Here is a 26104-nt window from a genome sequence, read left to right as displayed (position 1 = left end):
TCATTTCAAGGAAGCCCCCATATGTTCAAAAACATGTCTATCGGCCAGAAACTGAGTGCCGGATTTGCCATCCTGGCACTGCTGGTACTGGGCTTGGCCTGGTTTTCCATCAGCCAGTTGGCAAAGCTCTATGGTGATACCGAAACCATCACTGACAACCTGCTGCCGTCAACCCGCTATGCCAGCCAGATGCATGTTGCCATTCTGGATGCGCGCCGCTCAGAGCTGGCCCAGGTCATCGGTGGTCTGAACAAGGATGATCAAGAGGTAAGCGATCGCACCCTGACCTTCAATAAGGCCAGGCAGGAATTTGAGCAAGCAGCCCAAAAATACGGTGCTTTAGCTTTCACTACAGGTGAAGAGAAACAGGTTTATGAGCAGGTGGTTGCGGCGGGGGCCAAGTATTTTGCGGTGCATGACCAACTGTTGAGCGCCTTCGCTGCTGGCGATCTGGAGCGAGTCAGAAGTCTGCGCAAAAACGAAACCCGGGTCGCGCTGGAGGAGGTGGGAGCAAAATCCTTCCGCCTGCGGGAAATCAATAACGAGATTGCGGCCCAGATGACAAAAGATGTGGAGGCGCTCTACAGCAGTGCCAGAACCATGAGCGTCATCGTCAGTCTGGTGACGCTGGGTTTTGTGGTGGCAATTGCCTGGCTGCTGACCGGTCAGATCCGCAACCCAGTGATGGCGTTGCTGGAACAGACCCGTCGGGTCTCCTCTGGTGATCTCACCTCCCGTATCGATATGCAGCAGTTCAACAATGATGAACTGGGAACCCTTGCCAAAGGGTTTGGTGAAATGCAGGCCAATCTGCGCACTCTGGTGAGTGAAGTGTCGGGCTCTGTGGTGCAACTGAGTTCCGCCGCGGAGGAGATCAGCTCTGTTGCCAGCCAGTCAGCCAACAACATGAATGCTCAGCAACATGAGCTGAACCAGCTGGCGACGGCGATGAACGAGATGCAAGCCACGGTGCAGGAGGTCTCGCGCAATACCAGCGATGCGGCCAGTGCCGCCACCTCGGCCAGTGAGACGGCCGAACTTGGTGCGCAAACGGTGAATGACTCCATTCAACGTATTGAACGGGTCGCCGGTGCCATCGAGAGTACCGCGGTGGTGATCCGCCAACTGGGCGATGACAGTCGCAATATCGGCATGGTGCTGGAGGTGATCCGCGGCATTGCCGAACAGACCAACCTGCTGGCATTGAACGCCGCCATTGAAGCGGCCCGTGCCGGTGAGCAGGGGCGGGGGTTTGCGGTGGTGGCTGATGAGGTGCGTACTCTGGCCAAGCGCACTCAGGACTCCACCTCCCAGATCAATACCATCATTGCCGAGTTGCAGCAGCGTGCCGAACAGGCCGGCAGTACCATGCAACAGAGTCAGGAGCTGATGAACACCACGGTCGCTACCGCGCGGGAAGCGGGCGAGTCCATCTCCCAGATCAGTGGCTCGGTCAGCAGCATCTCCCACATGAACATCCAGATTGCAACGGCCACCGAAGAGCAGGGCGCGGTGAGCGAGGAGCTCAACCGCAACGTGGTCAATATCAGTCATGCTTCCGAAGAGGTGGCTGCCGGTGCCACCCAGATGGCTCAGGCGTGCAACGAACTGAACCATCTGGCTACCCAGCTGCAGGATATGGTGCGCCGTTTCAGGGTGTAATCCCTCGGCGAGTCAAACAGCCCGATTACCGCGAGGTGATCGGGCTTTTCTGTTTTGAAGGGGAAGCCAGAGAGGATCACCGCAAGTGGATGACTTGTCCCGCCGGACGATATTGTGCATGCTGATGGCCCATTTTCCAGGCAGGACTCTTGCTGTATGAATCTTCGCGATCTCGAATATCTGGTGGCGCTGGATGAGGAAAAACATTTTCGCAAAGCCGCTGAACGCTGCTTTGTCAGTCAACCCACCCTGAGCGGCCAGCTGCGCAAGCTGGAGGATGAACTCGGGGTCATTCTGATCGAACGTACCTCGCGCAAGGTGCTGTTTACTCCGGCTGGTGATGCCATGGCCCATCAGGCGCGTCGGGTGCTCAAGGAGGTGCGCGAGCTCAAGAGCATCGGTCAGCACTTCTCCGAACCGATGTCCGGGGAGATCCATATCGGTTTTATTCCGACCGTGGGCCCCTACCTGTTGCCCCGCATTATCCAGACCCTGCGTGAGCGTTTTCCCCAGCTGGAGTTCTACCTCTATGAGGAGCAGACCCAAACCCTGCTCAAACGGCTGGAAGAGGGGGAGCTGGATTGCGTCATTCTGGCCGAGATGCCGGGGATGGAGGGGTTTGGTTCAATCCAGCTCTATCATGAGCCGATGTGGTTGGCGGTGCCTTGCCATCACCCCGAAGCACAGGCCAAACAGGTGCCGCTTGGTAATCTAAAGGGCAAGAAATTGCTGATGCTGGCCGATGGCCACTGTTTGCGGGATCAGGCGATGGGATTCTGTTTCGCCGGCGGGATAGGTGAGGATCAACGTTTCAAGGGGACCAGTCTCGAGACCCTGCGCAACATGGTGGCCGCCGGTAGCGGCATGACCCTGGTGCCAAAGTTGGCCGTACCTGCCGATCATGATGAGGGCGGGGTGAGCTATCGACCTGTGGTTGACCCTGTGCCGGGGCGTACCATCTCGCTGCTCTATCGCCACTACTCGGTGCGTCGCCCCTGCTTCAATGAGTTGGCCGCCTCGATCGCCACGCTGATGAGCAAGCAGTTGGCCCAATAAAAAAACCGGCAGCCAAGGCTGCCGGTTTTGCTTCTGCCGCAAGAGCAGCTTAGAAGATATCGTCGGTAGAGACAGGCCCTTCTACATCGGGGTTGTCACCGCCGTAGACCTGATTGCCATCCGAGCTCGGTGCTGCGTAGCGGGTCGGTTCGGTCCCTTCCTTGAAGTATTCGTCGGTGCCGCCACTGGTCGCCAGCAGGCCGGTTTCGCTATCAATCTTCACTGTCATGATCCCTTCGGGAACCGGCATCTTGTGCTCCGGCAGCTTTTTGAGGGCGACTTTCATGAAGTCGATCCAGATAGGCTGCGCGGCGCCACCGCCAAATTCGGCACGGCCAAGACCACGCTGGTGGTTGTCAAAACCGATCCAGGAAGTAGCAACGATGTCCGGGGTGTAGCCGGAGAACCAGGCATCCCGCGATTCGTTGGTGGTACCGGTTTTACCGGAGATGTCGTGACGTTTCAGGTCGCGGGCTGCACGCCAGCCGGTACCACGCCAGCCGTTGCCACCCCAGATGGCTGTGCTCAGGGTGTCGGTGATCAGGAACGCACTCTGGGCACTGATGGTATGCGGTGCGATGGTTGGCGCGAGCGGGGTATGCGTGCCATCTTGTGCGGCTCCATCAACAGTTGGCTCCGGCAGTGTGCTCTGCTCGGGTGCGGCCTGCTGTTCGCAGGTGGTGCAAGCAATAGCAGGATTGGCCTGATAGAGGGTGTTCTCCAGACTGTCGGTCACTTTGTCGATGAAGTATGGGGTCACCAGGAAGCCACCGTTGGCCAGAACCGAGTAACCACGCACTACCTCGAGGGGGGTGAATTCGGCAGCGCCCAGTGCCAGCGACTCATGGGGAGAGATGAAGTCGCGGGGGAAGCCAAAGCGGGTCAGACCGTCGATATAGGTATCCAGACCGATGGCGCGCATCAGTCGAACCGACATCACGTTCTTGGACTTGGCCAGACCCAGACGCAGCGGGGTGGGGCCATCATAAACGGCCGGGGAGTTCTTGGGCTGCCACATGGGCCCTTTTGACGGATCCCACTGGTTGATCGGCGCATCGTTGATGAGCGACGCCAGGGTATAGCCATGCTCCAGCGCGGTCGCATAGAGGAAAGGCTTGATATTGGAACCGATCTGGCGACGCGCCTGATCGACCCGGTTGAATTTGGAGAGTTCGAAGCTGAAACCACCGACCAGTGCTTCCAGTGCCCCATTTTTCGGGTTCATGGCAACCAGCGCGGCGTTGACGTCCGGGATTTGGGCCAGCAGCAACTCTTCACCCTCTTCCCGCACCCAGATCTGGGCGCCGACTTTCAGCACATCGCGCGCCGATTTCGGGGCATAGCTCTGACGGTCGTCGGTAATAAAGGAGCGGGCCCATTTAATGCCGTTCCAGCCGAGCTCTGCTTCCTTGCCATTTTTCAGTACCAGCGTGGCGCTGCGATCACCGAGCTTGGTCACGACCGCCGCCATCAGCGGGTCGTAAGTGGGCTGTTTGCCAAGGTGAGCGACGATCTGCTCGTAATCCCAGGCTGTCTCGCCAGCCTTCCATAACTGAGCTGTCGGGCCGCGATAGCCGTGGCGCATGTCATAGGCAAAAACGCCATCCAGCAGTGCCTGTCTTGCCGCCCGCTGACGTTCGGCAGAGACGGTAGTGTAGACGTGCAGGCCCATGGTGTAGGCATCTTCACCGAACTGCTCGACCATCTTCTGGCGCACCATTTCCCCCAAATAGGGGGCGTGCAGGGTCACTTCGGCGCCGTGAAAACGGGCCTTGATCGGCATCTTGGACGCTTCGTCAAACTGGGCCTGGGTGATCTTGCCGGTTTCCAGCATCCGGCCCAGCACCACGTTGCGGCGAGCAAAGGCGCGCTCGGGGGAGCGGATGGGGTTGAGCATGGAGGGAGCTTTAGGCAGACCGGCAATGATGGCGATCTCGTCCAGCCCCAGATCCTTGACCTCTTTACCAAAGTAAACCTGTGCCGCCGCACCTATCCCGAAGGAGCGATAACCGAGAGGGATCTTGTTGAGGTACAGTTCGAGGATCTCGTCTTTTGAGAGATTCTGTTCGATCCGCCAGGCCAGGAAGACCTCCTTGATCTTGCGGATGATGGTCTTCTCATTGCTCAGGAAGAAGTTGCGGGCAACCTGCTGGGTGATGGTACTGGCCCCCTGACGGGCATGACCGGAGACAGCCCAGACGGATGCGGCTCGAATGATACCAATCGGGTCAATGCCCGGGTGCTCATAGAAACGTGCATCTTCGGTCGCCAGTACGGCATCGATCATGGGTTGCGGAATTTCGTCCAGACGCAGCGGAATGCGACGAATTTCGCCATATTGGGCGATCAACTCCCCATCCCGGCTGTAAACCCGCATCGGGGTTGCCAGCTTGACGTCACGCAGTGCGGTGACATCGGGCAGTTGGGGTTTGATATAGAAGTAGATACCGATGAGGCTGGCGACACCCAGCACTGCACCCAGCATCATGACAATAAACAGGCGAACGAGCCATTTCAGCATGGAAGAACTACCAATCGTCTTAAAATTAGCCAACGGGCGCAGAGTATAGCCCTTTTGCCATCGGGAATTCGAGGTTTTCCTGTGGCGAGCCACCCACCTCAAAAGGATGCGAGAGGTTAGCACTACGGGGAGCAATAACCAAGGAGGGCTACTTGCCATGAAGAAAGCGAGATGGGTCACTTTTCGACATAAACTTTATGACATTGATAGTTAGAGCATTTAGGATGAGTGAAGCACTCCTCTGATCGGGTGTCCTACACTCTGTTCAGGAATAAAACCAAATAACGCATGGATGTGTATATGTTTGGGCTTTTTAACAAGGGATCCCTCCTCCCTCTGGTGGGCATTGATTTTGGCAGCCAGACCATCAAGGCCGTTACCCTCAGTGGCCGACCCGGCAAGCTTCATCTCGAATCTGTCGTCGATATTGCCACCCCGAAAGGGACGCTGGTTGACTATCAATTGCAGGATATCGAGCGCGTCAGCCAATCTCTCAAGACTCTCAAGCGCCTGATCCCAGCTCACAGCGACTATGCCGCCACTGCGGTGACCGGCTCCAACGTGATAACCAAGGTGATCCAGATTGATGCCCGCCTCAGCGACAAGGAGCTGGAGAGTCAGGTGCAGCTGGAGGCCGAGCAGATCATTCCCTTCCCCCTCGATGAAGTGAGTCTCGATTTTGAGGTGCTGAGCACCAACAATAGCGAAGATCGTCAAGATGTGCTGCTGAGCGCAGCCCGCACCGAGAGTGTCAACGGCCGGGTCAGCGCCCTTGCCGAAGCCGGTATTGCCGTCAAGGTGGTGGATGTGGGCGCCCATGCGCTGGGCCGTGCCGTGGTGGCCTGTATGCCCGAATTGCAGGAGAGTGAACGGCCGATCGGGGTGATAGATATCGGTGCCAGTGCCATGACCTTTGCGGCGCTGGTCAAGGGAGAGGTGATCTACTCCCGCTTGCAAAACTTCGGCGGCGATCAGTACAGCCAGGCGCTCTCCTCCTTTTATGGCATGACGCTGGATGAGGCTGAGCAGGCTAAAACCAAAGGTACCTTGCCTGTTGACCATGAGCTGGATGTGCTGATGCCCCACATCAACTCGCTGTTGCAGCAAGTGCGGCGCAATATCCAGCTCTTTTGCAGTTCATCCGGTTATCGCGACATCGCAAAACTGGTGCTGACGGGAGGAGGCAGTCTGCTACCCGGTTTGTTGGTGCAGGTAAAAGAAGAGGTCAATTGCGAGGTGTTGCACCCGGATCTGTTCGCTCTGTTTGGCAAACCGAAAGGGGAGGCCGAGCTGGTACATGGTGCTAAATATATGACGGCATTCGGGTTGGCTCTGAGGAGTTTCACACCATGTCAAATATAAACCTTCTACCCTGGCGTGAAGCCCGGGCCCAGCGCCAAAAGAAACAGTTCGGGGCCTTGCTGGGGATTTTTGTGCTGGCCACGGTCGCGCTGGGATTTTTTGCCAACTGGCTGGTTGATCGCCAGATCGTCGCCCAGCAGCAGCGCAACCAGAGGCTGGTTCAGGAGATGACTATTCTGGATGCCCAACTGGGGGAGATCCGTCTGCTCAAAGAGCGTCGCAAGGAGCTGATCGATCGGATGCAGCTCATCGAGCAGTTGCAGATGCGCCGCAATGTGCCCGTCCGCCTCTTCAATCAGCTGCCTTCATTGGTGCCCAACGGGGTTTACCTCAACACCCTCTCGATGCAGAACAATATTATTGATGTAAATGGCAAGACCGAAGCCTATGGTCGGGTGGCCAGCATGATGCGGCGGATTGATGGTTCCGGCTGGCTGGGTCAGGCAAAGATAAGCACTATTTTTGCGGCTGATGTTGCGCCAGTGTCATTGAGCCAGTTTTCCATGATGTTCCTGATCGCCAACAATGCTGCGGCTGCAGGGAATGTGGCCAAGGAGCAACAATGAATCTTCAGCAACTCAACGAGCTGGATATCAATGACATAGCAAGCTGGCCAAAATGGGCAAAAGGGGTCTTCATCTTTTTCTGCTGCGTGTTGACCGGTGGCGCCATCTACTACTACGTGATTGCCAACTCACTGACCAGTTTGACTCAGGAAGCGGGTAAGGAGACCGAACTGAAAGCCCAGTTTGAAAGCAAGGCGATGCTGGCTGCCAACCTGGGGGCATACAAGGCGCAAATGGTTCAGCTTGAGCAACTGGTTGATACCCAGCTCAAGCAGTTGCCCAATACCCATGAGGTTGCCGGGCTGCTGGACGATATCAGCTTTATTGCTACCGACAACGGCTTGAAATTGAACCGGATCAACTGGGAACCTGAGGTCAAGCACGAGTTTTCGACAGAGCTACCGATGCGTATCGAAGTCGTGGGCTCTTACCATGAAATTGGCAAGTTTACCGCTGACATGGCCGCTTTGCCCCGTATCGTCATCCTTGACTCCTTCACTCTGGGTCAGAGCAAGGATGAAGGGGAGCTGATTTCGATGTCGATGCTGGCCAAGACCTACAAGTACAACGGTAAAACAGTGGAGCCGAAACAATGAGACGCATCTGCTGGTTGTTGCCTGCCCTCTTGCTGGCTGCGTGTGGTGGTCAGGAGGACATGGATAGCTATGTCGCCCAGACCAAAGCAAGGCCGCCCATACCTATCGAGCCCTTGCCCGAGCTGAAGCCATTTGCCCCTATGCACTACCAGCAACGCGAGTTGCGCAGCCCCTTCATGGTTCCCCAGCCTGAGGCGACGGTCGGAAGCACAAGCACTACCAAGGCCCAGCCGGATTGTGCTCAGACCCTGATGGATCGTGAGAAAGAGGTGCTGGAAAATTATTCGCTGGCCAGTCTGTCGATGCATGGCTCTTTGGGTAAGGCGGGTCAGTTGTGGGCCTTGATCAGCACCCCGGATGGCAAATCGATGCGGGTCGGGCTCAACCAGTATATGGGGCTTGATCAGGGCCGGGTCATCAAGATCACTGACACTGCCGTGGATTTGCTGGAAACCATTCCGGACGGGAAGGGGTGCTGGGTAACAAGAGAAACCCAGTTGGCAATCGCCAATGTGCAAGAAAAACAATAATCAGGGACGAACAGCAATGAGAACAACAATAGAGAGTGTATCCAAAGTGGCTTTGCTGTTTTGCGCCAGCGCCTTCAGTCAGGCGTGGGCAGTGGCAACCCTGCAGGAGATCAAGGTCAATCCGCTGCTTGCCGATCAATTGCTGGTGGAGCTCAGTTTCAGTGAGCCGGTCACGGGCTTTACCGATCGTCTCTCTTACCAACCCAATCAGTTGTTGTTGCATGTTCCCGGTGCGGTAGGGGCGCTGAAAGTGAACCCGCTGCCGATCCAGCGCCTGGGGGTAGATAATATCAAGGTTGAGGGTAAGGGCGCAGGTCTGGATATCAAGATCGCACTCGATCAGCTGGCCCCCTATCAGGTTCAGCAACAGGGGAACAAATTACTGGTGTCATTGGGCGAGGGGGCCTCTTCCGGGCTCATCAATGGTGAGAGCGCGCTGATTGCACCCGCAACCTCGGCTACTCCTGTGCCAGCGCCCTCTTCGATGGCGGCCACACCCTCTCCCTCGGCGCTGCTCAATCCTCAGGTCGTCGCCCGGTCGATGCCTGTTGCGCCCGTGACTACGCCGGTAGCCACACAGCCTGCCAGCAAGCCGGTGCTCAACAACTATCAAAGCAATGGGAGCGGCGCCTATTTCAACACGGTTACCGGTGTGGATTTTCGTCGTGGTAAAGATGGCCAGGGGGAGTTTCTGGTCACGCTGGATAACAGCTCCGCCGCCGTTGATGTGAGCAGCCGCGGCCAGACCGTACTGGCCAAGTTTCATGGCACTCGGGTACCGGATGGCTTGCTTAATCTGATCAATGTGCAGGATTTTGCAACGCCGGTCTCTCAGGTTGAAATCTCCCGGCAGGGCAGTGATACCCTGTTTGAACTGTCGATCAATGGTCAGTTTGATTACCGTTACGATCAGGCAGACAAGCTCTTCATTATCGAGGTGAAAAAGCGGACGACGGCCACGGCATCCAAGCAGTATCAGGGCAAGCCTATTTCATTGAACTTCCAGGATATTCCGGTCCGTACCGTGCTGCAGCTGATCGCCGATTTCAACAATCTCAACCTGGTAACCACAGATTCGGTAGCAGGCAATATTACCTTGCGTCTGGATGGGGTGCCGTGGGAGCAGGCGCTCGACATTATTTTGAAGGTGCGGGGTCTGGATAAGCGGCTGGATAACAACATCTTGCTGGTAGCGCCTGCAGAAGAGATCGCAACACGCGAGAAGCAACAGCTGGAGAGCCGAAATCAGGTTGCCGATTTGGCTCCGCTCTATACCGAGTATCTGCAGATAAACTATGCCAAGGCCTCGGAAGTGGCTGCCCTGCTCTCTTCCGAAAGTACCAAGTTGCTGTCACCCCGTGGTGCGGTGAGTGTGGACGAGCGAACCAACGTGCTGGTGGTCAAGGATACCGCCGATGTCATCAGCAGCATCAAACGGATGCTCGATATCCTCGATATTCCGGTCAAGCAGGTGGTGATCGAGGCGCGGATGGTGACCATTGACGACGGCTTTGATGAAGCGCTCGGGGTGCGGTGGGGAGTGACCAAAAACGATGGTCATGGCAACAGTACGTCCGGTTCCATCGAGGGGAATGATGGCTCTGGTAACAACAATGGTGGCTCGGCGATCAACCCTCGGCCATCAGCAGACGATCGGTTGAACGTCAATCTGCCGGTGACCAATGCGGCCGGTACTTTGGCCTTCCAAGTTGCCCGTTTGGCTGATGGCACTTTGCTGGATCTCGAGTTGTCGGCGCTGGAAAAAGAGAGCAAAGCCGAGATTATCGCTAGTCCGCGGGTGACCACGGCGAACCAGAAACCGGCGCTGATCGAGCAGGGTACCGAGATCCCCTATGTGGAGTCCTCTTCCAGTGGCGCTACCTCGGTTACCTTCAAGAAGGCGGTATTGAGCCTGAAGGTGACCCCGCAGATCACCCCTGACAATCGGGTGATTCTCGACCTGACCGTGACCCAGGATACCAAGGGGGAAACGGTACCGACCGGTACCGGTGATGCGGTTTCCATCAACGCCCAGTCCATCACCACTCAGGTGCTGGTGAACAATGGCGAGACCCTGGTGTTGGGCGGCATTTATCAGCAGACCATCAAGAGCGATGTGACCAAGGTGCCTTTGTTGGGCGATATCCCCGGATTGGGGGCCTTGTTCCGCAAGACCACCAGCGAGAACAAAAAGCGGGAATTGTTGATTTTCGTGACGCCCAAGATAGTCACCGACGCCTTCTGAATGCTTTACATGTGAGGGTAAAACACATATAACCTTACGCCCCAATGAGGCTGGGGCGTGAGGGCTGCGGTTGCCAGTCCCGATATCTATTGAGATAATCCCCCTCCTGATCCATCGCAAGATAAGGTTCATAGGTACCCCGATCCAGTATTCATCGGGGTCGTACAGTTTGTAATTACTAACGAAAAGACATGGCTGAGAAACGCAATATTTTCCTGATAGGTCCCATGGGTGCGGGCAAGAGCACCATAGGTAGACATCTGGCAGAACAACTGCATATGGAGTTTTTCGACTCAGATCATGAGATTGAGCGCCGCAGTGGTGCTGATATCGGCTGGGTGTTCGATGTTGAAGGCGAAGAAGGTTTCCGGATTCGCGAAGAGAAGGTGATCGGCGAATTGTCAGAGCAGCAGGGTATCGTGCTGGCGACGGGTGGCGGTGCCATCAAGAGTCGCGAAACCCGCAACAAGTTGTCTGCTCGTGGCATCGTGGTCTACCTCGAAACCACTATTGAAAAGCAGCTGGCGCGCACACAGCGAGACAAACGCCGCCCTCTGCTACAGACCGAAGAACCGGCACGCGAAGTGTTGGAACGTCTGGCACAAGAGCGCAATGCCCTGTATGAAGAGGTTGCCGACTTTGTTGTGCACACCGATGACCAGAGCGCAAAAATCGTTGCCAATCAAATTGTAAAGTTGATCGGTATGTAATCTAGAGGACGTCCATGGAACGGTTGAAGGTCGAACTGGGTGAACGCAGCTATCCCATCGAGATAGCTGCAGGGTTGTTGCAGCGCCCCGAGGCGCTGGTATCGACCATCAAGGGCAAGCGGGTGATGATAGTGACCAACACGGTCGTTGCTCCGCTTTATCTTGAACAGGTAACCGCTCTGCTGTCGGGTTTTCAGGTTGAACACCTGATCCTGCCCGACGGCGAGGCGTACAAGAACCTGGCGACCTTTGAGCAGATCATGTCTGCTCTGCTTGAAACCAACCATGGGCGCGATACGACACTGATCGCTCTGGGGGGCGGCGTGATCGGGGATGTGGTGGGCTTTGCGGCAGCAAGCTATCAACGTGGCATTCCTTTTATCCAGATCCCGACCACTCTGCTCTCCCAGGTTGACTCCTCTGTTGGCGGTAAAACCGCTGTCAACCACCCCCTCGGCAAGAACATGATTGGGGCTTTTTATCAGCCCAAACAAGTTGTTATCGATACCGAATGTCTGAGTACCTTGCCCGCCCGCGAATTTGCCGCAGGGATGGCCGAGGTGATCAAGTACGGCATCATTTGGGATGCTGATTTCTTCAGCTGGCTGGAGCAGAACATGGTGCGTCTGCAACAGCTGGAACCTGCCGCGCTGGCCTACGCCATCAAACGCTGCTGCGAGATCAAAGCCGATGTGGTCGGTCAGGATGAGACCGAGCACGGCGTCCGTGCGCTGCTCAATCTGGGTCACACCTTTGGTCATGCCATCGAGGCTGAGCAGGGGTATGGTAACTGGCTGCACGGTGAAGCAGTATCCGCCGGCACCATGCTGGCTGCCTGGACTGCGCAGGCCCGTGGCGATATGTGCGAAGCGGACGTTGCGCGAGTGCGCGCTTTGCTGCTGGCCGCTAATTTGCCTATTCATGCGCCTGCCGAGATGGATTTCGCCGCCTTTATTCGCCATATGCGCCGTGACAAGAAGGTGCTGGAAGGCAAGCTGCGTCTGGTGTTGCCGGTTGGCATCGGCCATGCGCAGGTGGTGGGGGATGTGTCCGATGTCGAGTTGCTGGCGGTGATCGAGTCTGGTCGTGACGAATAAACTGCTAAAACTTCCTTCCCAGCGGCAGCTGGTTGATCGGCTGCTGCATCTGATTGAATTCAATCACCCTTTCATTTTTCTCTCCGGTAAACCCGGTTGTGGTCGCGGTACCCTGTGCGAATCCCTGCTCGGCGTGTTGCCGGATAAAGTGCGGGTGGTAAGCCTGATTGGTACGCCTGCCATGAAGATGGTGGATGTACGCCAGCTGTTGCTGCCACAGGTGGTGGCGCGCCCTCTGTTCAATCCACAGGATGCATTGGCGGAGAGCTTCTTTCGCATGCTGGAGGGGAGCAAGCCTGCCACCCTGCTGCTGTTGATAGAGCGGGCCGATCAGTTGCCAGCCGAATTGCTGGGAGAGTTGTGGGCGATCATCCGTCATAACGATACCCTGGCGGCGCCCCATCAGCTGGCCATTATCGTCTCGGGCAGTGACGTCTGGTGTCGTACCCAACGACCGCAGCTCAAAGGGCGTGCCATGCCAGCCCTTGAGCTGGAAGTGCCGCCACTGAGCCCGCCCGAGCAGCGCATCTTCTTGTATGAAAAAGCCAAAGAGCTCAAGATCCCGGCGACCCTCTTGCCCAAGCCGCAAGTGGAGGAGATCCTGAAAACGGCGAACGGACATCCGTCCACCATCATGCAGTTACTGGAGGATATCATGACCGACAGAAGGCCCAAGAAGCGTCAGGCGGAGTTGCCTGTCAAGAAGATTGCCACCGCTATCGCGCTGGTCGCTGGCGGCCTGCTGGCTTTGAGCTACCTGCTGCCTGCGCTGTTTGACAATGAAAGTAAACCGGCACTGCAGGATCCGGCGCAGAACACGGCATTGCCGATCCCGGTAGCGGGAGGCGATCCCCTCACCGCAGGCGGTTCGAATACCGATGCCGCTGCACAAGGCGCGCAAAACCGCGATGCAGCCAACAATCCCAACGGGGTAGTGAAAGATTGGCAGCCGGAGGCGAAAGTGCTGCCCAAATCGGTGGAGAGCGAAACCGTGACCACCGAATCAACCAATTACGAAGGGCGTCGGGTGGTGATCTCTGACGAGGTCGTGCAAAAGCTGATGACCGAACCCAAGGTGAGCGGCGCTCTGCCTACTGACGTGGTGGACGAGCTGACCGGCAAGAACCCGAGTGGCACAGCCCCCAGTGGTGCAATCGCAACCACGGTGCCAGCCAGTACCTCCAAAGTACTGAATCCGGCGACAACCGCAACGCCTGCTGCTACCACCAAAACAGCCAGCAACGAGCCGGTTGCCGCGCCAGCACCCAAAGTGGCCCTGACACCGGTCGCCACCTTGAACAAGAAGCCGCGCAACCACTACAGCGTTCAGCTGATGGGGGCGAGCAACACCAAGGCGGTGGATCAATTTGTCGCCGAGCATGGTCTGGCGGGCAAGGTATGGGTCTATCAGACCAAATTCCGTGGCAGTCCCTGGTATGTGGTGCTGCAAGGAGATTATGCCGGTCTGACCCAGGCCAAGAGTGCCATTCGCAAGCTTCCGCCAGCCTTGCTGAAAGGCCAGCCCTGGCCCAAGTCGTTTGCACAGGTACAAAAAGAGCTGAAGCAATAGCCTTGATACCGGATAAGGGGGTAGAATCGTCCCCCTTTTTGGGTCTTGCCTTCTTACACACCGGATTTCCATGAAAAAAACACGCGCTTTTTTAAAATGGGCCGGGGGAAAATACTCCCTGGTTGAAGAGATTGCCGAGCGCCTGCCGGCCGGGCGTGTGTTGCTGGAGCCCTTCGTCGGGGCCGGGTCTGTGTTTCTCAACACCGACTACGACGCGTATGTGCTCAACGACATCAATCCGGATCTGATCTGCCTGTACAACCACCTCAAGCTGACGCCGGACAGTTTCATTGCCGAGGCGCGCAAGCTGTTTGTGGCAGAGCACAACCACAAGGCGGCCTATTATCGGCTGCGTACCCAGTTCAATCAGACCGAGACCACCTTCGAGCGGGCACTCTTGTTCCTGTTTCTCAACCGTCACGGTTTCAACGGACTGTGCCGCTACAACAAGAAGGGCGGCTTCAACGTGCCGTTCGGTTCCTACAAGAAGCCCTATTTCCCGGAAAAAGAGCTGTGGGCCTTTGCCGAAAAGGCGCAGAAGGCGACCTTTATCTGCGAGAGCTACGCCGACGCCATCAAGCGTGCCGAAGAGGATTGGGTTATCTATTGTGATCCACCCTATGCGCCGCTCTCCACTACGGCGAGCTTCACCACCTATGCCTCCGGCGGGTTTACCCTGGATGATCAGGCGATCCTGGCGCGACTGGCCCGTCACACAGCCGCTCACAAAGGGGTGCCGGTGCTGATCAGCAACCATGATATCGAGCTGACTCGTGAGCTTTATCGCGGTGCCCGCCTCGACGAGATCCTGGTCAAGCGCACCATCAGCCGCAACGGCGGCACCCGCAACAAGGTGGCCGAATTGCTGGCGCTCTATCCGCCCGGCATCGAACCTGAGCAGGGCTACTATCCCAGCGACAGTGAACTGCTGCCGCTGACGTAACAGACCATGCGGCGCCCAGGGGCGCCGTTTTTTATTGGCGCGCCTAGGCCCGTGCCGATGCCGCAAAACCCGGGTGGCTGGGGGAGGGGAGGCGATTGTCCCATTTACCCCGCATTCGAGTCGTTTTCGCCCGCCTTTTACGTTAAAATTGCGCCGCTTTTTCTCCCTGGCTGCCAATGGATGATGCTGATGAAAGACTTTCTGATTGCCCCCTCGATCCTCTCTGCCGATTTTGCCCGTCTGGGTGACGATGTAGCCAAGGTACTGGCTGCTGGTGCCGACGTGGTTCACTTCGACGTGATGGACAACCACTATGTCCCCAACCTGACCATTGGCCCCATGGTCTGTCAGGCGCTGCGTGACTACGGTATCGAGGCCCCCATCGACGTGCACCTGATGGTCAAGCCGGTGGATCGCATCATTCCCGATTTTGCCAAGGCCGGTGCTTCCCTCATCACCTTCCATCCGGAAGCGTCCGATCACGTTGATCGCTCTTTGGGCCTCATCAAGGAGATGGGCTGCCAGGCGGGTCTGGTGCTGAATCCGGCTACCTCGCTCTCCTGCCTCGAGTATGTGATGGACAAGCTGGACGTGATCCTGCTGATGTCGGTCAACCCGGGCTTCGGTGGCCAGAGCTTCATCCCCGGCACCCTCGACAAGCTGCGTCAGGTGCGTCGTCTGATCGACGAGAGCGGCCGCGATATCCGCCTCGAGATCGATGGCGGGGTGAAGGTCGATAACATTCGCGAGATCGCCGAAGCGGGCGCCGACATGTTTGTCGCCGGCTCGGCCATTTTCAGCCAGCCTGACTACAAGGCGGTGATCGATAAGATGCGTGCGGAGCTGGCTCATGTCACACGCTGAGCGCGCTTTTGATTTGGTTCTGTTCGATCTGGACGGCACCCTGATTGACAGCGCCGCCCAGCTGGCGCTGGCGGTCAATCTGACGCTGACCGATCTGGGTCTGGAGCAAGCTGATGAAGCGGTGATCCGTACCTGGGTTGGCAACGGGGCCGACAAGCTGATCCAGCGGGCGCTCGCCTATCGCGAGGCCGATCCCGAGCTGTTTGCCAAGGCCAGACCGATCTTTTTCCAGCACTACAACGCTTGCCTGCTGCAAGGGCTGGCGATGTATGACGGGGTGGCCCAGAGTCTGCGTCGCTTGCAAAGCCTGGGCTACAAGCAGGCGATCGTCACCAACAAGCCGAGCGATTTCGTGGCCCCTATCCTCGATGCCCTCGGCATCAGCGATTGTTTCGAACTCTGGCTTGGTGGCAACTGCGTGCCGGTCAAGAAGCCGAGCCCGGAGCCCTTGCTGCACGCCTGCCAGGAGTTGGGGGTGAGCCCGGCTCGCACCCTGATGGTGGGCGACTCCGAAAATGACGTGCTGGCGGCCAAGGCGGCTGGCATGAAGGTGGTGGGGCTTACATACGGCTACAACTATGGCCGTCCCATCGCCGACTCCCATCCAGACTGGGTATTCGAGCAGTTTGCCCAGCTCGATGCACTTTTGGTCTAATAGCGCAGCTGGGCTGGCTGAATAACAAGGATTAACACTCTCATGACTAAACCAATCGTATTGAGCGGGGCGCAACCCTCCGGTCAACTGACCATCGGCAACTACATGGGGGCCCTGCGTCAGTGGGTCAACATGCAGGATGAGTTCGACTGCCTCTACTGCATTGTCGACCTGCACGCCATCACCACTCGCCAAGACCCGGCTGCCCTGCGCAAGGCTTGTCTGGACGCAGCCGCCCTCTATCTGGCGGTCGGTATCGATCCCAAGAAGAGCACCGTCTTCATCCAGTCTCACGTGCCGCAGCACGCTGAGCTGGGCTGGATCCTCAACTGCTACACCCAGATGGGTGAGCTGTCGCGCATGACCCAGTTCAAGGACAAGTCCGCCCGTTTCGAGAACAACGTCAACGTCGGCCTGTTCGGTTATCCGGTGCTGATGGCGGCCGACATCCTCCTCTATCAGGCCAATCAGGTGCCGGTCGGCAACGACCAGAAGCAGCATTTGGAGCTGACCCGCGACATCTGCACCCGTTTCAACAACCTCTATGGTGAGGTGTTTACCATGCCGGAGCCCTTCATTCCGACCGAAGGGGCGCGGGTGATGAGTCTGCAGGATCCGACCAAGAAGATGTCCAAGTCGGATGACAACGAGGCCAACTTCATCGGCCTGCTGGAAGATCCCAAGCAGATCGTCAAGAAGATCAAGCGTGCGGTGACCGACTCCGACGAGCCGGCTGTGGTGCGTTTCGACCCGGAAAACAAACCGGGTGTCTCCAACCTGCTGACCCTGATGTCCGGTGTGACCGGCCGCTCCATCCCCGAGCTGGAGCAGCACTTCGAAGGCAAGATGTACGGTCACCTCAAGACCGAAACCGCCGAAGCCGTGGTGGCGCTGCTGGAACCGATCCAGGCTCGTTTCCACGAGTTGCGTCAGGATGAGGCCCATCTGATCGCGATTCTGGCTGAAGGCGCACAAAAGGCGCGCGAAAGAGCTGAAAAAACCCTGACCAGCGTATATGATGTAGTCGGCTTCGTTCCTCGAGCCTGACATACTGGGAAGGTGTAGTAGAAGAGAGCTGGGTATTTGCCTGGCTTTCTTTATTTTCTGCCTAGCTATTTTGTTTAATTTCTTTATTTCAACCTGGGTAATATCCCCAAGAGAAAGCATGCCTGTTCAACCAACTATTTCTGCTGAAGAGCTGAGTGACAAAGGTCACTGGCTACGTAAATTTCGCAAGGCGAAAAACCTCAATACCCTGCAGTTGATGGTCTCCAATGCCATCGACAAGCACCATAAAACCCCTGCCGTTGCTGCCGCCATCTATCTGGCCGAGTGTCAGCGTGAACGGGAAATGGAACAGGGTCGTTATCTCGATCGTTAATTCTCCGCTGTTGGTTATCTCATGCTGTTGTTGATCGATAACTACGACTCTTTTACCTGGAACCTGGTGCAATATTTCGGTGCCCTGGGACAAGAGGTTGTGGTCAAGCGCAATGATGAACTGACGCTTGATGCCATCACGCAACTCTCCCCCCGTTTTCTGGTGATCTCTCCCGGTCCCTGTACGCCCAATGAGGCGGGGATCTCTCTCGATGCCATCAGCCACTTTGCTGGCAAGCTGCCCATTCTCGGCGTCTGTCTCGGTCATCAGTCGCTGGCGCAGGCCTTCGGCGCCCGCGTAATACGTGCCCGTCAGGTAATGCACGGCAAAACCTCGCTCATCCGCCATTGCAATGAGGGGGTGTTCAAGGGGCTCAACAACCCGCTGAGGGTGACCCGTTACCACTCCTTGGTGGTGGAGCGCGACACGCTGCCTGACTGCTTCGACATCACCGCCTGGAGCGAGCATGCCGATGGCTCGTTTGACGAGATCATGGGGCTGCGCCACAAGACGCTCCCTGTCGAGGGTGTTCAGTTCCATCCGGAGAGTATTTTGAGTGAACAGGGCCATCAGTTGCTGGCCAACTTTCTGGCGCGTTCATAAAAAGTTGTGATCGCCTTCTCAAGTTCGAGAGAAGGCAAAAAAAATTTCCCTGACACTTTATTCACCCCCTCTCCTGCCCAAATTATCTCTTGCCAAGCCCCCCTGAGTCGTTATGCAATGCGGTTGCCTAAAATCTCAAGAGCAATCGAACATTGTTCCTTATAGGCTGTCTTGTTACAGACTTTTTACTTTATTTCTGTGATAATCCCGTCACGTTTACACGGATTTAACTTTTGGGCGGTGGATTATTCTGTCGCCGAATCGAAGGAGAGCTATATGTCAGAGTTGTTGGCAGTGACACGTGAAGTGTTTGATGAAGTGATGGTTCCCAACTATGCGCCCGCCAAGATCATCCCGGTGCGTGGTGAAGGGTCACGTGTCTGGGATCAGGAAGGGCGCGAGTATGTCGACTTCGCCGGTGGCATCGCCGTCAACGGTTTGGGTCACTGTCATCCCAAGCTGGTCGAGGCCCTGAAAACCCAGGGCGAGAAGCTGTGGCACCTCTCCAACGTCATGACCAACGAGCCGGCCCTGCGTCTGGCCAAGAAGCTGGTTGCCGCCACCTTCGCCGACAAGGTCTACTTCTGCAACTCCGGCGCCGAAGCGAACGAAGCCGCTCTCAAGCTGGCTCGCCGCTACGCCATCGAGAAGTTTGGCGAGCAGAAGACCCAGATCATCGCCTTCAATCAGGGCTTCCACGGTCGTACCTTCTTTACCGTCAGCGTCGGTGGCCAGGCTGCCTACTCAGATGGCTTCGGTCCCAAGCCCGGTGACATTACCCATGTTCCCTACAACGATCTGGCGGCGCTGGCCGAGGTGATCTCCGACAACACCTGCGCCGTGGTGATGGAGCCGCTGCAAGGGGAGGGGGGCATCATTCGTCCTACCGACGAGTTTGCCAAAGGGGTGCGCGAGCTGTGCGACAAACACAATGCCCTGCTCATCTATGACGAAGTACAGTCCGGTGTCGGTCGTACCGGCGAGCTCTACGCCTACATGGGGCTTGGCGTCACGCCGGACATCCTCACCAGCGCCAAGGCGCTGGGTGGCGGTTTCCCTATTGGCGCCATGCTGACTACCAACGAAATCGCCTCTTACCTGAAAGTGGGCACTCACGGCTCTACCTACGGCGGCAACCCGCTGGCCTGTGCGGTCGCCGAGGCGGTGATCGACGTGATCAATACCCCGGAGGTGCTGGCTGGCATCAAGCAACGCGAACAGCTGTTCCGCGAGGGGCTTGAGGCGATCAACGCCAAATACCACTGCTTTAGCGAGATCCGCGGCAAGGGGCTGCTGCTGGGCGCTGCCCTGAGCGATGCCTACAAGGGGCATTCCCGTGACTTCCTGCTGGCCTCCATAGATCAGGGGCTGATGGCACTGGTGGCTGGTACCAACGTGGTTCGTTTTGCCCCTTCACTGGTGATCCCGGAAGCGGACATCAAGGAAGGGTTGGCCCGCTTCGAGAAGGCGGTTGCCCAGGTGGTTAACGCCTGATTCCAAATTGAGGTGGGGAGCTCTCCCGGCAGGAGCCGGGACCCCACCTGTCGTCAATGAAAGGGAGTTGTCATTTATGTTGGTTATCCGTCCCATCGAGCAAAAAGATTTTGCCGGGCTCAAGACCTGCGCCATCGAGTCCGGCACCGGCATGACCTCGTTGCCCGTCAACGATGAGCTGCTGCAGCGCAAGATTGACGCCTCTACCCAGACTTTTTCCGACAAGCCCGCCGGCAAGGGGGACTGCCTCTACTTCTTCGTGGCCGAGGATCTGGAGACCGGCGAGATGGTCGGCACCTGTGCCATCGATGCTGCGGTTGGCCTCTCCCAGCCGTTTTACAACTACCACATCGGCAAGGTGGTGCACTCTTCTCCCAAGCTCGGCATCTACAACGTCGTTGAAACCCTGACCCTCTCTAACGACTACACCGGCAACTCCGAGCTCTGCACCCTGTTCTTGCGCGAATGTGCCCGCGAGGGGCTCAATGGCCGCCTGCTCTCCAAGCACCGCTTCCTGTTTATGGCCGAGCACCCCGAGCTGTTTGACGAGACCGTCTTCGCCGAGATGCGCGGCGTCTCCGATGCCAACGGTCACAGCCCCTTCTACGAGTGGCTGCAAACCCATTTCTTCTCGATGGATTTTCCCACCGTCGACTATCTGACCGGCATCGGCAAGAAGCGCTTTATCGCCGAGTTGATGCCCAAGTACCCGATCTACGTCAATTTGCTGAGCAAGGAGGCGCGGGCCGTTATCGGTCAGACCCACGAGAAGACCCGTCCAGCCATCAAGATGCTGCAGGACGAGGGCTTCGTGAACCGTGGCTACGTCGATATCTTCGATGCGGGCCCCACCGTCGAGTGTGACGTGAAGAATATCCGCAGTGTGCGCCGCAGCAAGAAGCTGCGGGTGCTGGTGGGCGAGCCCATCGGTGGCAAGACCCACCTTATCTGCAACAGCCGTTTCGAGCATTACCGCGCCTGCTACGGCAATATCCGGGTCGATCTCGACAAGCACGAAGCCATTATCCCGCCCAAGATGGCGGCGGCACTCAAGGTGCAGGATGGCGACATGGTGCGGGTGGTTGACCTCGACTGAGGCAAACAGGACAAGCAAACCGATTATCAGACAGGCAGCCGAGGCTGCCTGCCAGCGACAGGGAGTGAATGGATGAGCCAGTTAGTGCAATTTATCGACGGTCAGTGGCTTGCCGGTGAAGGCAAGCCGTTCGAGTCACGGGATCCGGCCAAGAACGAGGTGATCTGGCAGGGGGCTGCCGCCAGTGCGGCGCAGGTCGATGCCGCCGTCAAGGCCGCCCGTGCCGCCTTCTACCACTGGGCGGATATGAGCCTTGAGGATCGTCTGGCCATAGTGCGCCGTTATGCCGACCTGCTCGGCGAGCAGAAAGAGGCGCTGGCCCTGACAATCGCCCGCGAAACCGGCAAACCGCTGTGGGAGACCCGCACCGAAGTGGCCGCCATGCAGGGCAAGATTGCCATCTCCATCCGTGCGCACGACGAGCGTACCGGCACCGTTGAAAATGCCATGCCGGGCGCCAAGGCGTTTGTCCGTCACAAGCCCCACGGTGTGGTGGCGGTGTTCGGCCCCTACAACTTCCCGGGCCATCTGCCCAACGGCCATATAGTCCCGGCGCTGATTGCGGGTAATGCTGTGGTGTTCAAACCCTCCGAGCTGACCCCCATGGTGGCCGAGGCCATGGTCAAGGTATGGCAGGAGGCAGGATTGCCCAAGGGGGTGCTCAATCTGGTGCAAGGGGAGGTAGAGACTGGCAAGGCGCTGGCTGGCAATCCCGACATTGACGGCCTCTTCTTCACTGGTTCATCCCGCACCGGTCATTTCCTCCATCAGCAGTTTGCCGGTCAGCCGGGCAAAATTTTGGCGCTGGAGATGGGCGGCAACAACCCGCTAATCGTGAAAGACGTGAGCGACATCGACGGCGCCGTCCATGCCATCGTCCAGTCGGCGTTCATCACTTCCGGTCAGCGCTGTACTTGCTCGCGCCGCCTGTTTGTCGAGCGTGGCGAGCGGGGCGATGCGCTGGTCAATCGACTGATCGAGGTGGTCAGCCAGATCAAGGTCGGCCTCTATGACGCCGCCGAGCAGCCTTTCATGGGTTCGATGATTAGCGAGAAGGCTGCGATTGGCATGGTCGAGGCGCAAGCCAACCTGCAGCGCCTCGGTGGCGAGAGCCTGCTTACCCTCAAGCACCTGGAGGCGGGTACCGGCTTCGTCTCCCCGGGCATTATCGACGTGACGGCAGTCAAGGCGCTACCGGACGAAGAGTACTTCGGCCCGCTGCTGCAACTCATTCGTTACGATGATTTCGATGCTGCCATCGATCAGGGCAACGCCACCCGCTACGGTCTCTCGGCCGGTCTGCTGGGGGACAAGGAGGCGGACTGGCACCACTTCTTCAAGCGGATCCGCGCCGGCATCGTCAACTGGAACAAACCCATCACCGGCGCCTCCAGTGCCGCGCCGTTTGGTGGCATCGGCGCTTCCGGCAACCACAGAGCAAGCGCCTACTACGCGGCTGATTACTGTGCGTATCCGGTTGCCTCCGTCGAAGACAGCAAAGCCGCCATGCCGGATCAACTGTCGCCCGGCCTGCACTTCTGATAACGACACGGGGCATCCAGCGGTGCCCCCATCTGTACCCGCAATCAAAGGAAAGAGAGATGCAAAAGGATATCGACACCCTGTTCAGCCATCTGTGGGACAACTACATCAAGGTGACCCCGAGCGCCCTCAATGTGCACACCCTGCTGGGTGGCGGCGAGCCCATCGTCAACGATCACGTGGCGTTTCGTACCTACAACCTGCCCAAGCTGGGGCTGGAGAAGCTGGCAGCCCACTTTCTGGCGCTCGGTTACGAGCAGAAGGGCGAGTATGTCTTCAAGGCCAAGAAGCTCTACGCCAAGCACTTCGAGCATACAGATCCGGACGCTCCCAAGGTGTTTATCAGCGAGCTGAAGGTCGAAGAGCTCTCTCCAGCTGCCCAGGCCATCATCCACAAGCTGGCGGATCAGGTGCCCGATCATCTGACCGATACCCCGGCATTTCTCTACACCGGCGCCCCCTGGCAGGTCTCCTATGCCGATTATCAGACTCTGCTGGCGGAGAGCGAGTACGCGGCATGGATGGCAGCATGGGGCTATCGTGCCAACCACTTCACGGTCAATATCAACAAGTTGAAGGATTTCGACACCATCCATCAGGTCAATGCTGCGCTCAAGGCGGCGGGTTTTGTGCTCAACAGCGTGGGTGGCGAGGTGAAAGGGGATCCGCAGGTGATGCTGGAGCAATCCTCCACCATGGCTGACAAAGCCGAGGTGCCGTTCAGCGATGGGGTACGTACCATCCCGAGCTGCTTCTACGAGTTTGCCCTGCGCTATCCGCAGGCCGATGGCGTGCTCTATCCGGGCTTCGTCGAGGCCTCGGCCGACAAGATCTTTGAATCGACGAATGCCATGTAACGGGAGCCACCCTGTTTCAGTCGCAACGCCTCCTTTGTGGAGGCGTTTTGTTTGGCGCAGAGTGACGGTATCGGGTGTTGTCTGACGCCGCGTGAAGAGGGGATTTGGACGGCGCCTAACAGGTGAAAATTTGTTGATAAAAATGTGAACTAGATCACTTGAGACGACACAGATTGACGCGGGCGGCGGAGCAAAAAGGAGTAGAATGGCGCTTTATTTTTACGGGGCCAATCGATGCCTAACTATCACTTTTTCAAGCAGGGTCAGGCGCTTACCTATCTAGATGCCAATGCACCCAGCTATAGCGATGAGCGTCGTCAACTGGTCGAACAGGGATTTGCCGCCATCGCCGTCCCCACCTTTGCAGATACCCCGGCCGAAGCCCTTGAGCTGCTTCGCACTCATCAGGCACTACAGGATGAGGCGCAGGCCAACGCCCTTTGTCTGACGGTTGCCGCTATTCCGGCGGTGATCGCAACTCTGTCCGGGCACTGACGCTGCCGCTATGCTCACGTGAATAAAAAATGGTGCCACTGTCATGACACCATTTTATCGGTTTGCCTGCTTGCCCTGAGTACTTTACCGCTGGTGCAGGTCACCTTCGATAACCAGCACGGTATCCATCCCTGCCGCCTTGCCAGCCTCAAGCCCGATCCGGGTATCTTCAAACACCAGACAGTTGGCCGGATTAGCGCCGAGCAGCTCGGCCACCCGCAAGAAGGTGTCGGGGTGCGGTTTGTGGTTGGTGACATCATCGGCACTGACCACCACAGAGATATAGGCATCGAGGCCGGTACTCTTCAGGATGGCCTCCGCCTGATTGCGCGGTGAACCGGTACCAATCCCCATCTTGACCTTGCCGTGATAGTGCCTGACCAGCTCCCACATCTTGGGAAAGACGCTGACTTTGTCGATATGTGCCATATAGAGGGCAATCTTGCGGCGGGTAAAAGCCTCGACATCCACCGTCAGCCCCTGTTGCTCGGCCAGCATGGCGATGATCTTGCGAGTCGGAATGCCGCCGTACTGGTAGAGCTGCTCCCGCTTGAAGGGGATGCCGAATTCGGCGCAGGTGAGCTCCCAGGCATCGAGATGGAGGGGCATGGAATCAACCAGAGTGCCATCCATATCGAAAATCAGGGCATCGTAGTGATCAAACCGGTACTGCTCGCTCATGGGGACTCCTTGGCTAAATAGGGCAGGCTAGCAGATTGGGGACCTGGATTGTGGGATCGGCCTCATGGTTGAGGATGGCCGGCCGTGGCTTTTTCTATCTCTTGCTGATTTGTGAGACAATAATTCGCTCAATGCCGGATCCTTTGGCATATCAGATTAGCGAGTCCTCTTATGTCCCCGAAAACCATCTTCTCGAGTGTGGCGCTGGTGATCGCACTGGGATCACTGGAAAAAAGCATAGTCACCACCCCGCTGCCCATGATTGGCGCCGAGCTGCATGCCGGTGGCGCCCTCACCTGGGTGGTCACCGCCTACCTGCTGGCGGCCACCGCCGTGCTGCCTCTCTACGGCAAGCTGAGCGATCTCTTTGGCCGGGTGCGGATGCTCAATATCGGCATCGGCCTGTTTCTGGCGGGCTCGGTGGCCTGCGCCCTCTCCCAGGATCTGCAGACCCTGCTGGCAGCGCGTGTGCTGCAAGGGCTGGGGGGCGGCGGCCTGATTGCCCTCGCGTTTACCGTGATTGCCGACACCATTCCGCCGCGGGAGGTGGGCAAGTATCAGGGCTACATTTCGGCGGTCTATGCGGTCTCCAGCATCGCCGGCCCCTTGCTCGGCGGCTACTTCACCGAGCAGCTCAGCTGGCGCTGGATCTTCTGGATCAATCTGCCGCTCGGGGCACTGGCGGTCTTTCTCATCAACCGCAACCTCAAGCAGCTCAACGTGCGCCGCCACAGTCGCTTCGACTGGAAGGGAGCGGGTCTGCTGATTACCGTCACCACGCTCACCCTGTTGCTGCTCTCGCCGGAGGCGGCGCTGCCCGCCGTCTGGCTTTCGGCGGCGCTGGGCGTTGCATTGCTGTTGCTGATTCTGATTGAGCGGCGTGCCCACGACCCCATTCTGCCTGCCCATCTGGCACGGCTGCCCGGTTATCTGGTGAGCGTGCTGCTGGTGATGCTCTCCCAATTGCTGATGTTTGCCGTGCTGGTCTATCTGCCGTTGCAGATGCAGTGGCAGAAGGGGATGAGCGCCAGCGAGAGCGGGATGAGCATGGTCATCTTCATGATCTGCATCACAGCCGGCGCCTTTGTCGGCGGCAAGCTGATTGGCCGTACCGGTCACTACAAGAGCTTTGTCGCGGTGGGCTTTGGCCTCGCGGCAGTGGCTCTCTGGCAGATCCACTTCGATGCCTGGGTCAAGCTGGCGCTCGGGTTTGCCGGTATTGGTCTCGGTCTGGTGCTGCCCGCCCTCTCGGTGGTGGTACAGAATGCCCTGCCACGGGAAGATCGCGGCATCGGCATGTCGCTGTTCAACTTCGGGCGGGAGCTTGGCGGTGCCGTCGGCGTGGCTATCTGCTCCATGCTGTTTCACTTGCGCCTGCCAACTGGCAGCGGTGGCGATCTGAGCCGGCTCGCCCCCGATCTGCTGGCCCCGGGCTTCAGCGCGACCTATATTGGCATGGCACTGATCGCCACACTGGCGCTGCTCATCACACTGCTCGCTCTTAAACGCCATGAGCTGGCCTCCATCAGTGCCTGATTTGGCCAGCGCCGAGATTGGCTCACCATAGATAGCATCAGG

The 26104-nt window shown here is 57.8% G+C and carries 24 protein-coding genes; 22 read left to right on the top strand and 2 right to left on the bottom strand.

Annotated elements, in window-relative coordinates:
* The first annotated feature begins 21 nt into the window (after nucleotides 1–21).
* Complete coding sequence (locus I6L34_RS05215; protein ID WP_058055638.1) at nucleotides 22–1662, top strand: methyl-accepting chemotaxis protein; 1641 nt, start codon at nucleotides 22–24, stop codon at nucleotides 1660–1662.
* A gap of 156 nt (nucleotides 1663–1818) precedes the next feature.
* The gene (gene oxyR, locus I6L34_RS05210) at nucleotides 1819–2718 is read left to right on the top strand and encodes a DNA-binding transcriptional regulator OxyR (protein WP_058055639.1); all 900 of its coding nucleotides are present in this window, start codon (nucleotides 1819–1821) and stop codon (nucleotides 2716–2718) included.
* A 49-nt stretch (nucleotides 2719–2767) separates the two neighbouring features.
* Here oxyR and I6L34_RS05205 read toward each other — a convergent pair whose 3' ends face one another.
* Complete coding sequence (locus I6L34_RS05205) at nucleotides 2768–5239, bottom strand: penicillin-binding protein 1A (protein WP_058059217.1); 2472 nt, start codon at nucleotides 5237–5239, stop codon at nucleotides 2768–2770.
* A 300-nt stretch (nucleotides 5240–5539) separates the two neighbouring features.
* On the opposite strand from I6L34_RS05205, the gene tapM reads away from it, so the two are divergent.
* From tapM to I6L34_RS05110, 19 genes are all read left to right on the top strand, one after another.
* The gene (gene tapM, locus I6L34_RS05200; RefSeq protein WP_302054762.1) at nucleotides 5540–6601 is read left to right on the top strand and encodes a PilM family type IVa pilus assembly protein TapM; all 1062 of its coding nucleotides are present in this window, start codon (nucleotides 5540–5542) and stop codon (nucleotides 6599–6601) included.
* Complete coding sequence (gene tapN, locus I6L34_RS05195) at nucleotides 6589–7167, top strand: PilN family type IV pilus biogenesis protein TapN (protein ID WP_005353997.1); 579 nt, start codon at nucleotides 6589–6591, stop codon at nucleotides 7165–7167. The genes tapM and tapN overlap by 13 nt, the downstream gene beginning before the upstream one ends.
* Entirely contained in the window at nucleotides 7164–7763 is a 600-nt protein-coding gene (tapO, locus tag I6L34_RS05190) for a PilO family type IV pilus biogenesis protein TapO (protein WP_058055641.1), read from the top strand. Before tapN ends, tapO begins: the two co-directional genes overlap by 4 nt.
* A complete protein-coding gene (locus tag I6L34_RS05185) occupies nucleotides 7760–8293 on the top strand; it encodes a pilus assembly protein PilP (protein WP_075114955.1) in 534 nt (177 codons plus the stop codon). The genes tapO and I6L34_RS05185 overlap by 4 nt, the downstream gene beginning before the upstream one ends.
* A gap of 16 nt (nucleotides 8294–8309) precedes the next feature.
* A complete protein-coding gene (gene pilQ, locus I6L34_RS05180; protein ID WP_216956017.1) occupies nucleotides 8310–10538 on the top strand; it encodes a type IV pilus secretin PilQ family protein in 2229 nt (742 codons plus the stop codon).
* A 191-nt stretch (nucleotides 10539–10729) separates the two neighbouring features.
* Nucleotides 10730–11248 (top strand): shikimate kinase AroK, encoded by a 519-nt coding sequence (aroK, locus tag I6L34_RS05175; RefSeq protein WP_005335014.1) that lies wholly within the window; start codon nucleotides 10730–10732, stop codon nucleotides 11246–11248.
* A gap of 14 nt (nucleotides 11249–11262) precedes the next feature.
* Nucleotides 11263–12345, top strand: coding sequence for a 3-dehydroquinate synthase (gene aroB / locus I6L34_RS05170; RefSeq protein ID WP_216956014.1), 1083 nt, complete (start codon nucleotides 11263–11265; stop codon nucleotides 12343–12345).
* Nucleotides 12335–13915, top strand: coding sequence for an SPOR domain-containing protein (locus tag I6L34_RS05165; protein ID WP_158109824.1), 1581 nt, complete (start codon nucleotides 12335–12337; stop codon nucleotides 13913–13915). The genes aroB and I6L34_RS05165 overlap by 11 nt, the downstream gene beginning before the upstream one ends.
* Before the next feature lie 70 nt (nucleotides 13916–13985).
* Nucleotides 13986–14858, top strand: a complete 873-nt coding sequence (locus tag I6L34_RS05160) for a Dam family site-specific DNA-(adenine-N6)-methyltransferase (protein WP_005335008.1) — start codon at nucleotides 13986–13988, stop codon at nucleotides 14856–14858.
* A gap of 189 nt (nucleotides 14859–15047) precedes the next feature.
* Nucleotides 15048–15722, top strand: coding sequence for a ribulose-phosphate 3-epimerase (gene rpe / locus I6L34_RS05155; protein ID WP_005335006.1), 675 nt, complete (start codon nucleotides 15048–15050; stop codon nucleotides 15720–15722).
* On the top strand, nucleotides 15709–16377 hold the full coding sequence (locus I6L34_RS05150; RefSeq protein WP_058059216.1) for a phosphoglycolate phosphatase: 669 nt from the start codon (nucleotides 15709–15711) through the stop codon (nucleotides 16375–16377). Before rpe ends, I6L34_RS05150 begins: the two co-directional genes overlap by 14 nt.
* Before the next feature lie 42 nt (nucleotides 16378–16419).
* Complete coding sequence (gene trpS / locus I6L34_RS05145) at nucleotides 16420–17424, top strand: tryptophan--tRNA ligase (protein ID WP_005362251.1); 1005 nt, start codon at nucleotides 16420–16422, stop codon at nucleotides 17422–17424.
* A gap of 118 nt (nucleotides 17425–17542) precedes the next feature.
* Complete coding sequence (locus tag I6L34_RS05140) at nucleotides 17543–17758, top strand: hypothetical protein (protein ID WP_005334997.1); 216 nt, start codon at nucleotides 17543–17545, stop codon at nucleotides 17756–17758.
* A 21-nt stretch (nucleotides 17759–17779) separates the two neighbouring features.
* Entirely contained in the window at nucleotides 17780–18361 is a 582-nt protein-coding gene (locus tag I6L34_RS05135) for an aminodeoxychorismate synthase component II (protein ID WP_106842798.1), read from the top strand.
* A 276-nt stretch (nucleotides 18362–18637) separates the two neighbouring features.
* The gene (locus I6L34_RS05130) at nucleotides 18638–19855 is read left to right on the top strand and encodes an aspartate aminotransferase family protein (protein WP_058059214.1); all 1218 of its coding nucleotides are present in this window, start codon (nucleotides 18638–18640) and stop codon (nucleotides 19853–19855) included.
* Between the two features lie 76 nt (nucleotides 19856–19931).
* Nucleotides 19932–20951, top strand: coding sequence for an arginine N-succinyltransferase (gene astA / locus I6L34_RS05125; RefSeq protein ID WP_005334994.1), 1020 nt, complete (start codon nucleotides 19932–19934; stop codon nucleotides 20949–20951).
* A 72-nt stretch (nucleotides 20952–21023) separates the two neighbouring features.
* Nucleotides 21024–22493 (top strand): succinylglutamate-semialdehyde dehydrogenase, encoded by a 1470-nt coding sequence (astD, locus tag I6L34_RS05120; protein WP_058059213.1) that lies wholly within the window; start codon nucleotides 21024–21026, stop codon nucleotides 22491–22493.
* Between the two features lie 59 nt (nucleotides 22494–22552).
* Nucleotides 22553–23350, top strand: a complete 798-nt coding sequence (locus I6L34_RS05115) for a DUF1338 domain-containing protein (protein WP_216956011.1) — start codon at nucleotides 22553–22555, stop codon at nucleotides 23348–23350.
* 234 nt (nucleotides 23351–23584) lie between these two features.
* Nucleotides 23585–23845: a hypothetical protein gene (locus I6L34_RS05110; protein WP_216956009.1), complete on the top strand. Its 261-nt coding sequence runs from the start codon at nucleotides 23585–23587 to the stop codon at nucleotides 23843–23845.
* A gap of 84 nt (nucleotides 23846–23929) precedes the next feature.
* Here I6L34_RS05110 and I6L34_RS05105 read toward each other — a convergent pair whose 3' ends face one another.
* A complete protein-coding gene (locus I6L34_RS05105) occupies nucleotides 23930–24526 on the bottom strand; it encodes an HAD family phosphatase (protein WP_216956007.1) in 597 nt (198 codons plus the stop codon).
* 171 nt (nucleotides 24527–24697) lie between these two features.
* Between I6L34_RS05105 and I6L34_RS05100 the strand changes: the two genes are divergently transcribed.
* Nucleotides 24698–26062 (top strand): MDR family MFS transporter, encoded by a 1365-nt coding sequence (locus I6L34_RS05100; protein ID WP_058055654.1) that lies wholly within the window; start codon nucleotides 24698–24700, stop codon nucleotides 26060–26062.
* The last annotated feature ends 42 nt before the right edge of the window (nucleotides 26063–26104 follow it).

Source organism: Aeromonas sp. FDAARGOS 1404, assembly GCF_019047085.1.
Classification (GTDB): Bacteria; Pseudomonadota; Gammaproteobacteria; order Enterobacterales; family Aeromonadaceae; genus Aeromonas; species Aeromonas veronii.
Note: the sequence above shows the minus strand (reverse complement) of the source record. Positions and strands in the feature narration are given on the sequence as shown.

Bases quoted from the DNA above. Each gene is read 5' to 3' on its own strand.
- I6L34_RS05215 (WP_058055638.1), top strand. From the start codon at position 22: ATGTTCAAAAACATGTCTATCGGCCAGAAACTGAGTGCCGGATTTGCC.
- oxyR (WP_058055639.1), top strand. From the start codon at position 1,819: ATGAATCTTCGCGATCTCGAATATCTGGTGGCGCTGGATGAGGAAAAA.
- I6L34_RS05205 (WP_058059217.1), bottom strand. From the start codon at position 5,239: ATGCTGAAATGGCTCGTTCGCCTGTTTATTGTCATGATGCTGGGTGCA.
- tapM (WP_302054762.1), top strand. From the start codon at position 5,540: ATGTTTGGGCTTTTTAACAAGGGATCCCTCCTCCCTCTGGTGGGCATT.
- tapN (WP_005353997.1), top strand. From the start codon at position 6,589: ATGTCAAATATAAACCTTCTACCCTGGCGTGAAGCCCGGGCCCAGCGC.
- tapO (WP_058055641.1), top strand. From the start codon at position 7,164: ATGAATCTTCAGCAACTCAACGAGCTGGATATCAATGACATAGCAAGC.
- I6L34_RS05185 (WP_075114955.1), top strand. From the start codon at position 7,760: ATGAGACGCATCTGCTGGTTGTTGCCTGCCCTCTTGCTGGCTGCGTGT.
- pilQ (WP_216956017.1), top strand. From the start codon at position 8,310: ATGAGAACAACAATAGAGAGTGTATCCAAAGTGGCTTTGCTGTTTTGC.
- aroK (WP_005335014.1), top strand. From the start codon at position 10,730: ATGGCTGAGAAACGCAATATTTTCCTGATAGGTCCCATGGGTGCGGGC.
- aroB (WP_216956014.1), top strand. From the start codon at position 11,263: ATGGAACGGTTGAAGGTCGAACTGGGTGAACGCAGCTATCCCATCGAG.
- I6L34_RS05160 (WP_005335008.1), top strand. From the start codon at position 13,986: ATGAAAAAAACACGCGCTTTTTTAAAATGGGCCGGGGGAAAATACTCC.
- rpe (WP_005335006.1), top strand. From the start codon at position 15,048: ATGAAAGACTTTCTGATTGCCCCCTCGATCCTCTCTGCCGATTTTGCC.
- I6L34_RS05150 (WP_058059216.1), top strand. From the start codon at position 15,709: ATGTCACACGCTGAGCGCGCTTTTGATTTGGTTCTGTTCGATCTGGAC.
- trpS (WP_005362251.1), top strand. From the start codon at position 16,420: ATGACTAAACCAATCGTATTGAGCGGGGCGCAACCCTCCGGTCAACTG.
- I6L34_RS05140 (WP_005334997.1), top strand. From the start codon at position 17,543: ATGCCTGTTCAACCAACTATTTCTGCTGAAGAGCTGAGTGACAAAGGT.
- I6L34_RS05135 (WP_106842798.1), top strand. From the start codon at position 17,780: ATGCTGTTGTTGATCGATAACTACGACTCTTTTACCTGGAACCTGGTG.
- I6L34_RS05130 (WP_058059214.1), top strand. From the start codon at position 18,638: ATGTCAGAGTTGTTGGCAGTGACACGTGAAGTGTTTGATGAAGTGATG.
- astA (WP_005334994.1), top strand. From the start codon at position 19,932: ATGTTGGTTATCCGTCCCATCGAGCAAAAAGATTTTGCCGGGCTCAAG.
- astD (WP_058059213.1), top strand. From the start codon at position 21,024: ATGAGCCAGTTAGTGCAATTTATCGACGGTCAGTGGCTTGCCGGTGAA.
- I6L34_RS05115 (WP_216956011.1), top strand. From the start codon at position 22,553: ATGCAAAAGGATATCGACACCCTGTTCAGCCATCTGTGGGACAACTAC.
- I6L34_RS05110 (WP_216956009.1), top strand. From the start codon at position 23,585: ATGCCTAACTATCACTTTTTCAAGCAGGGTCAGGCGCTTACCTATCTA.
- I6L34_RS05105 (WP_216956007.1), bottom strand. From the start codon at position 24,526: ATGAGCGAGCAGTACCGGTTTGATCACTACGATGCCCTGATTTTCGAT.
- I6L34_RS05100 (WP_058055654.1), top strand. From the start codon at position 24,698: ATGTCCCCGAAAACCATCTTCTCGAGTGTGGCGCTGGTGATCGCACTG.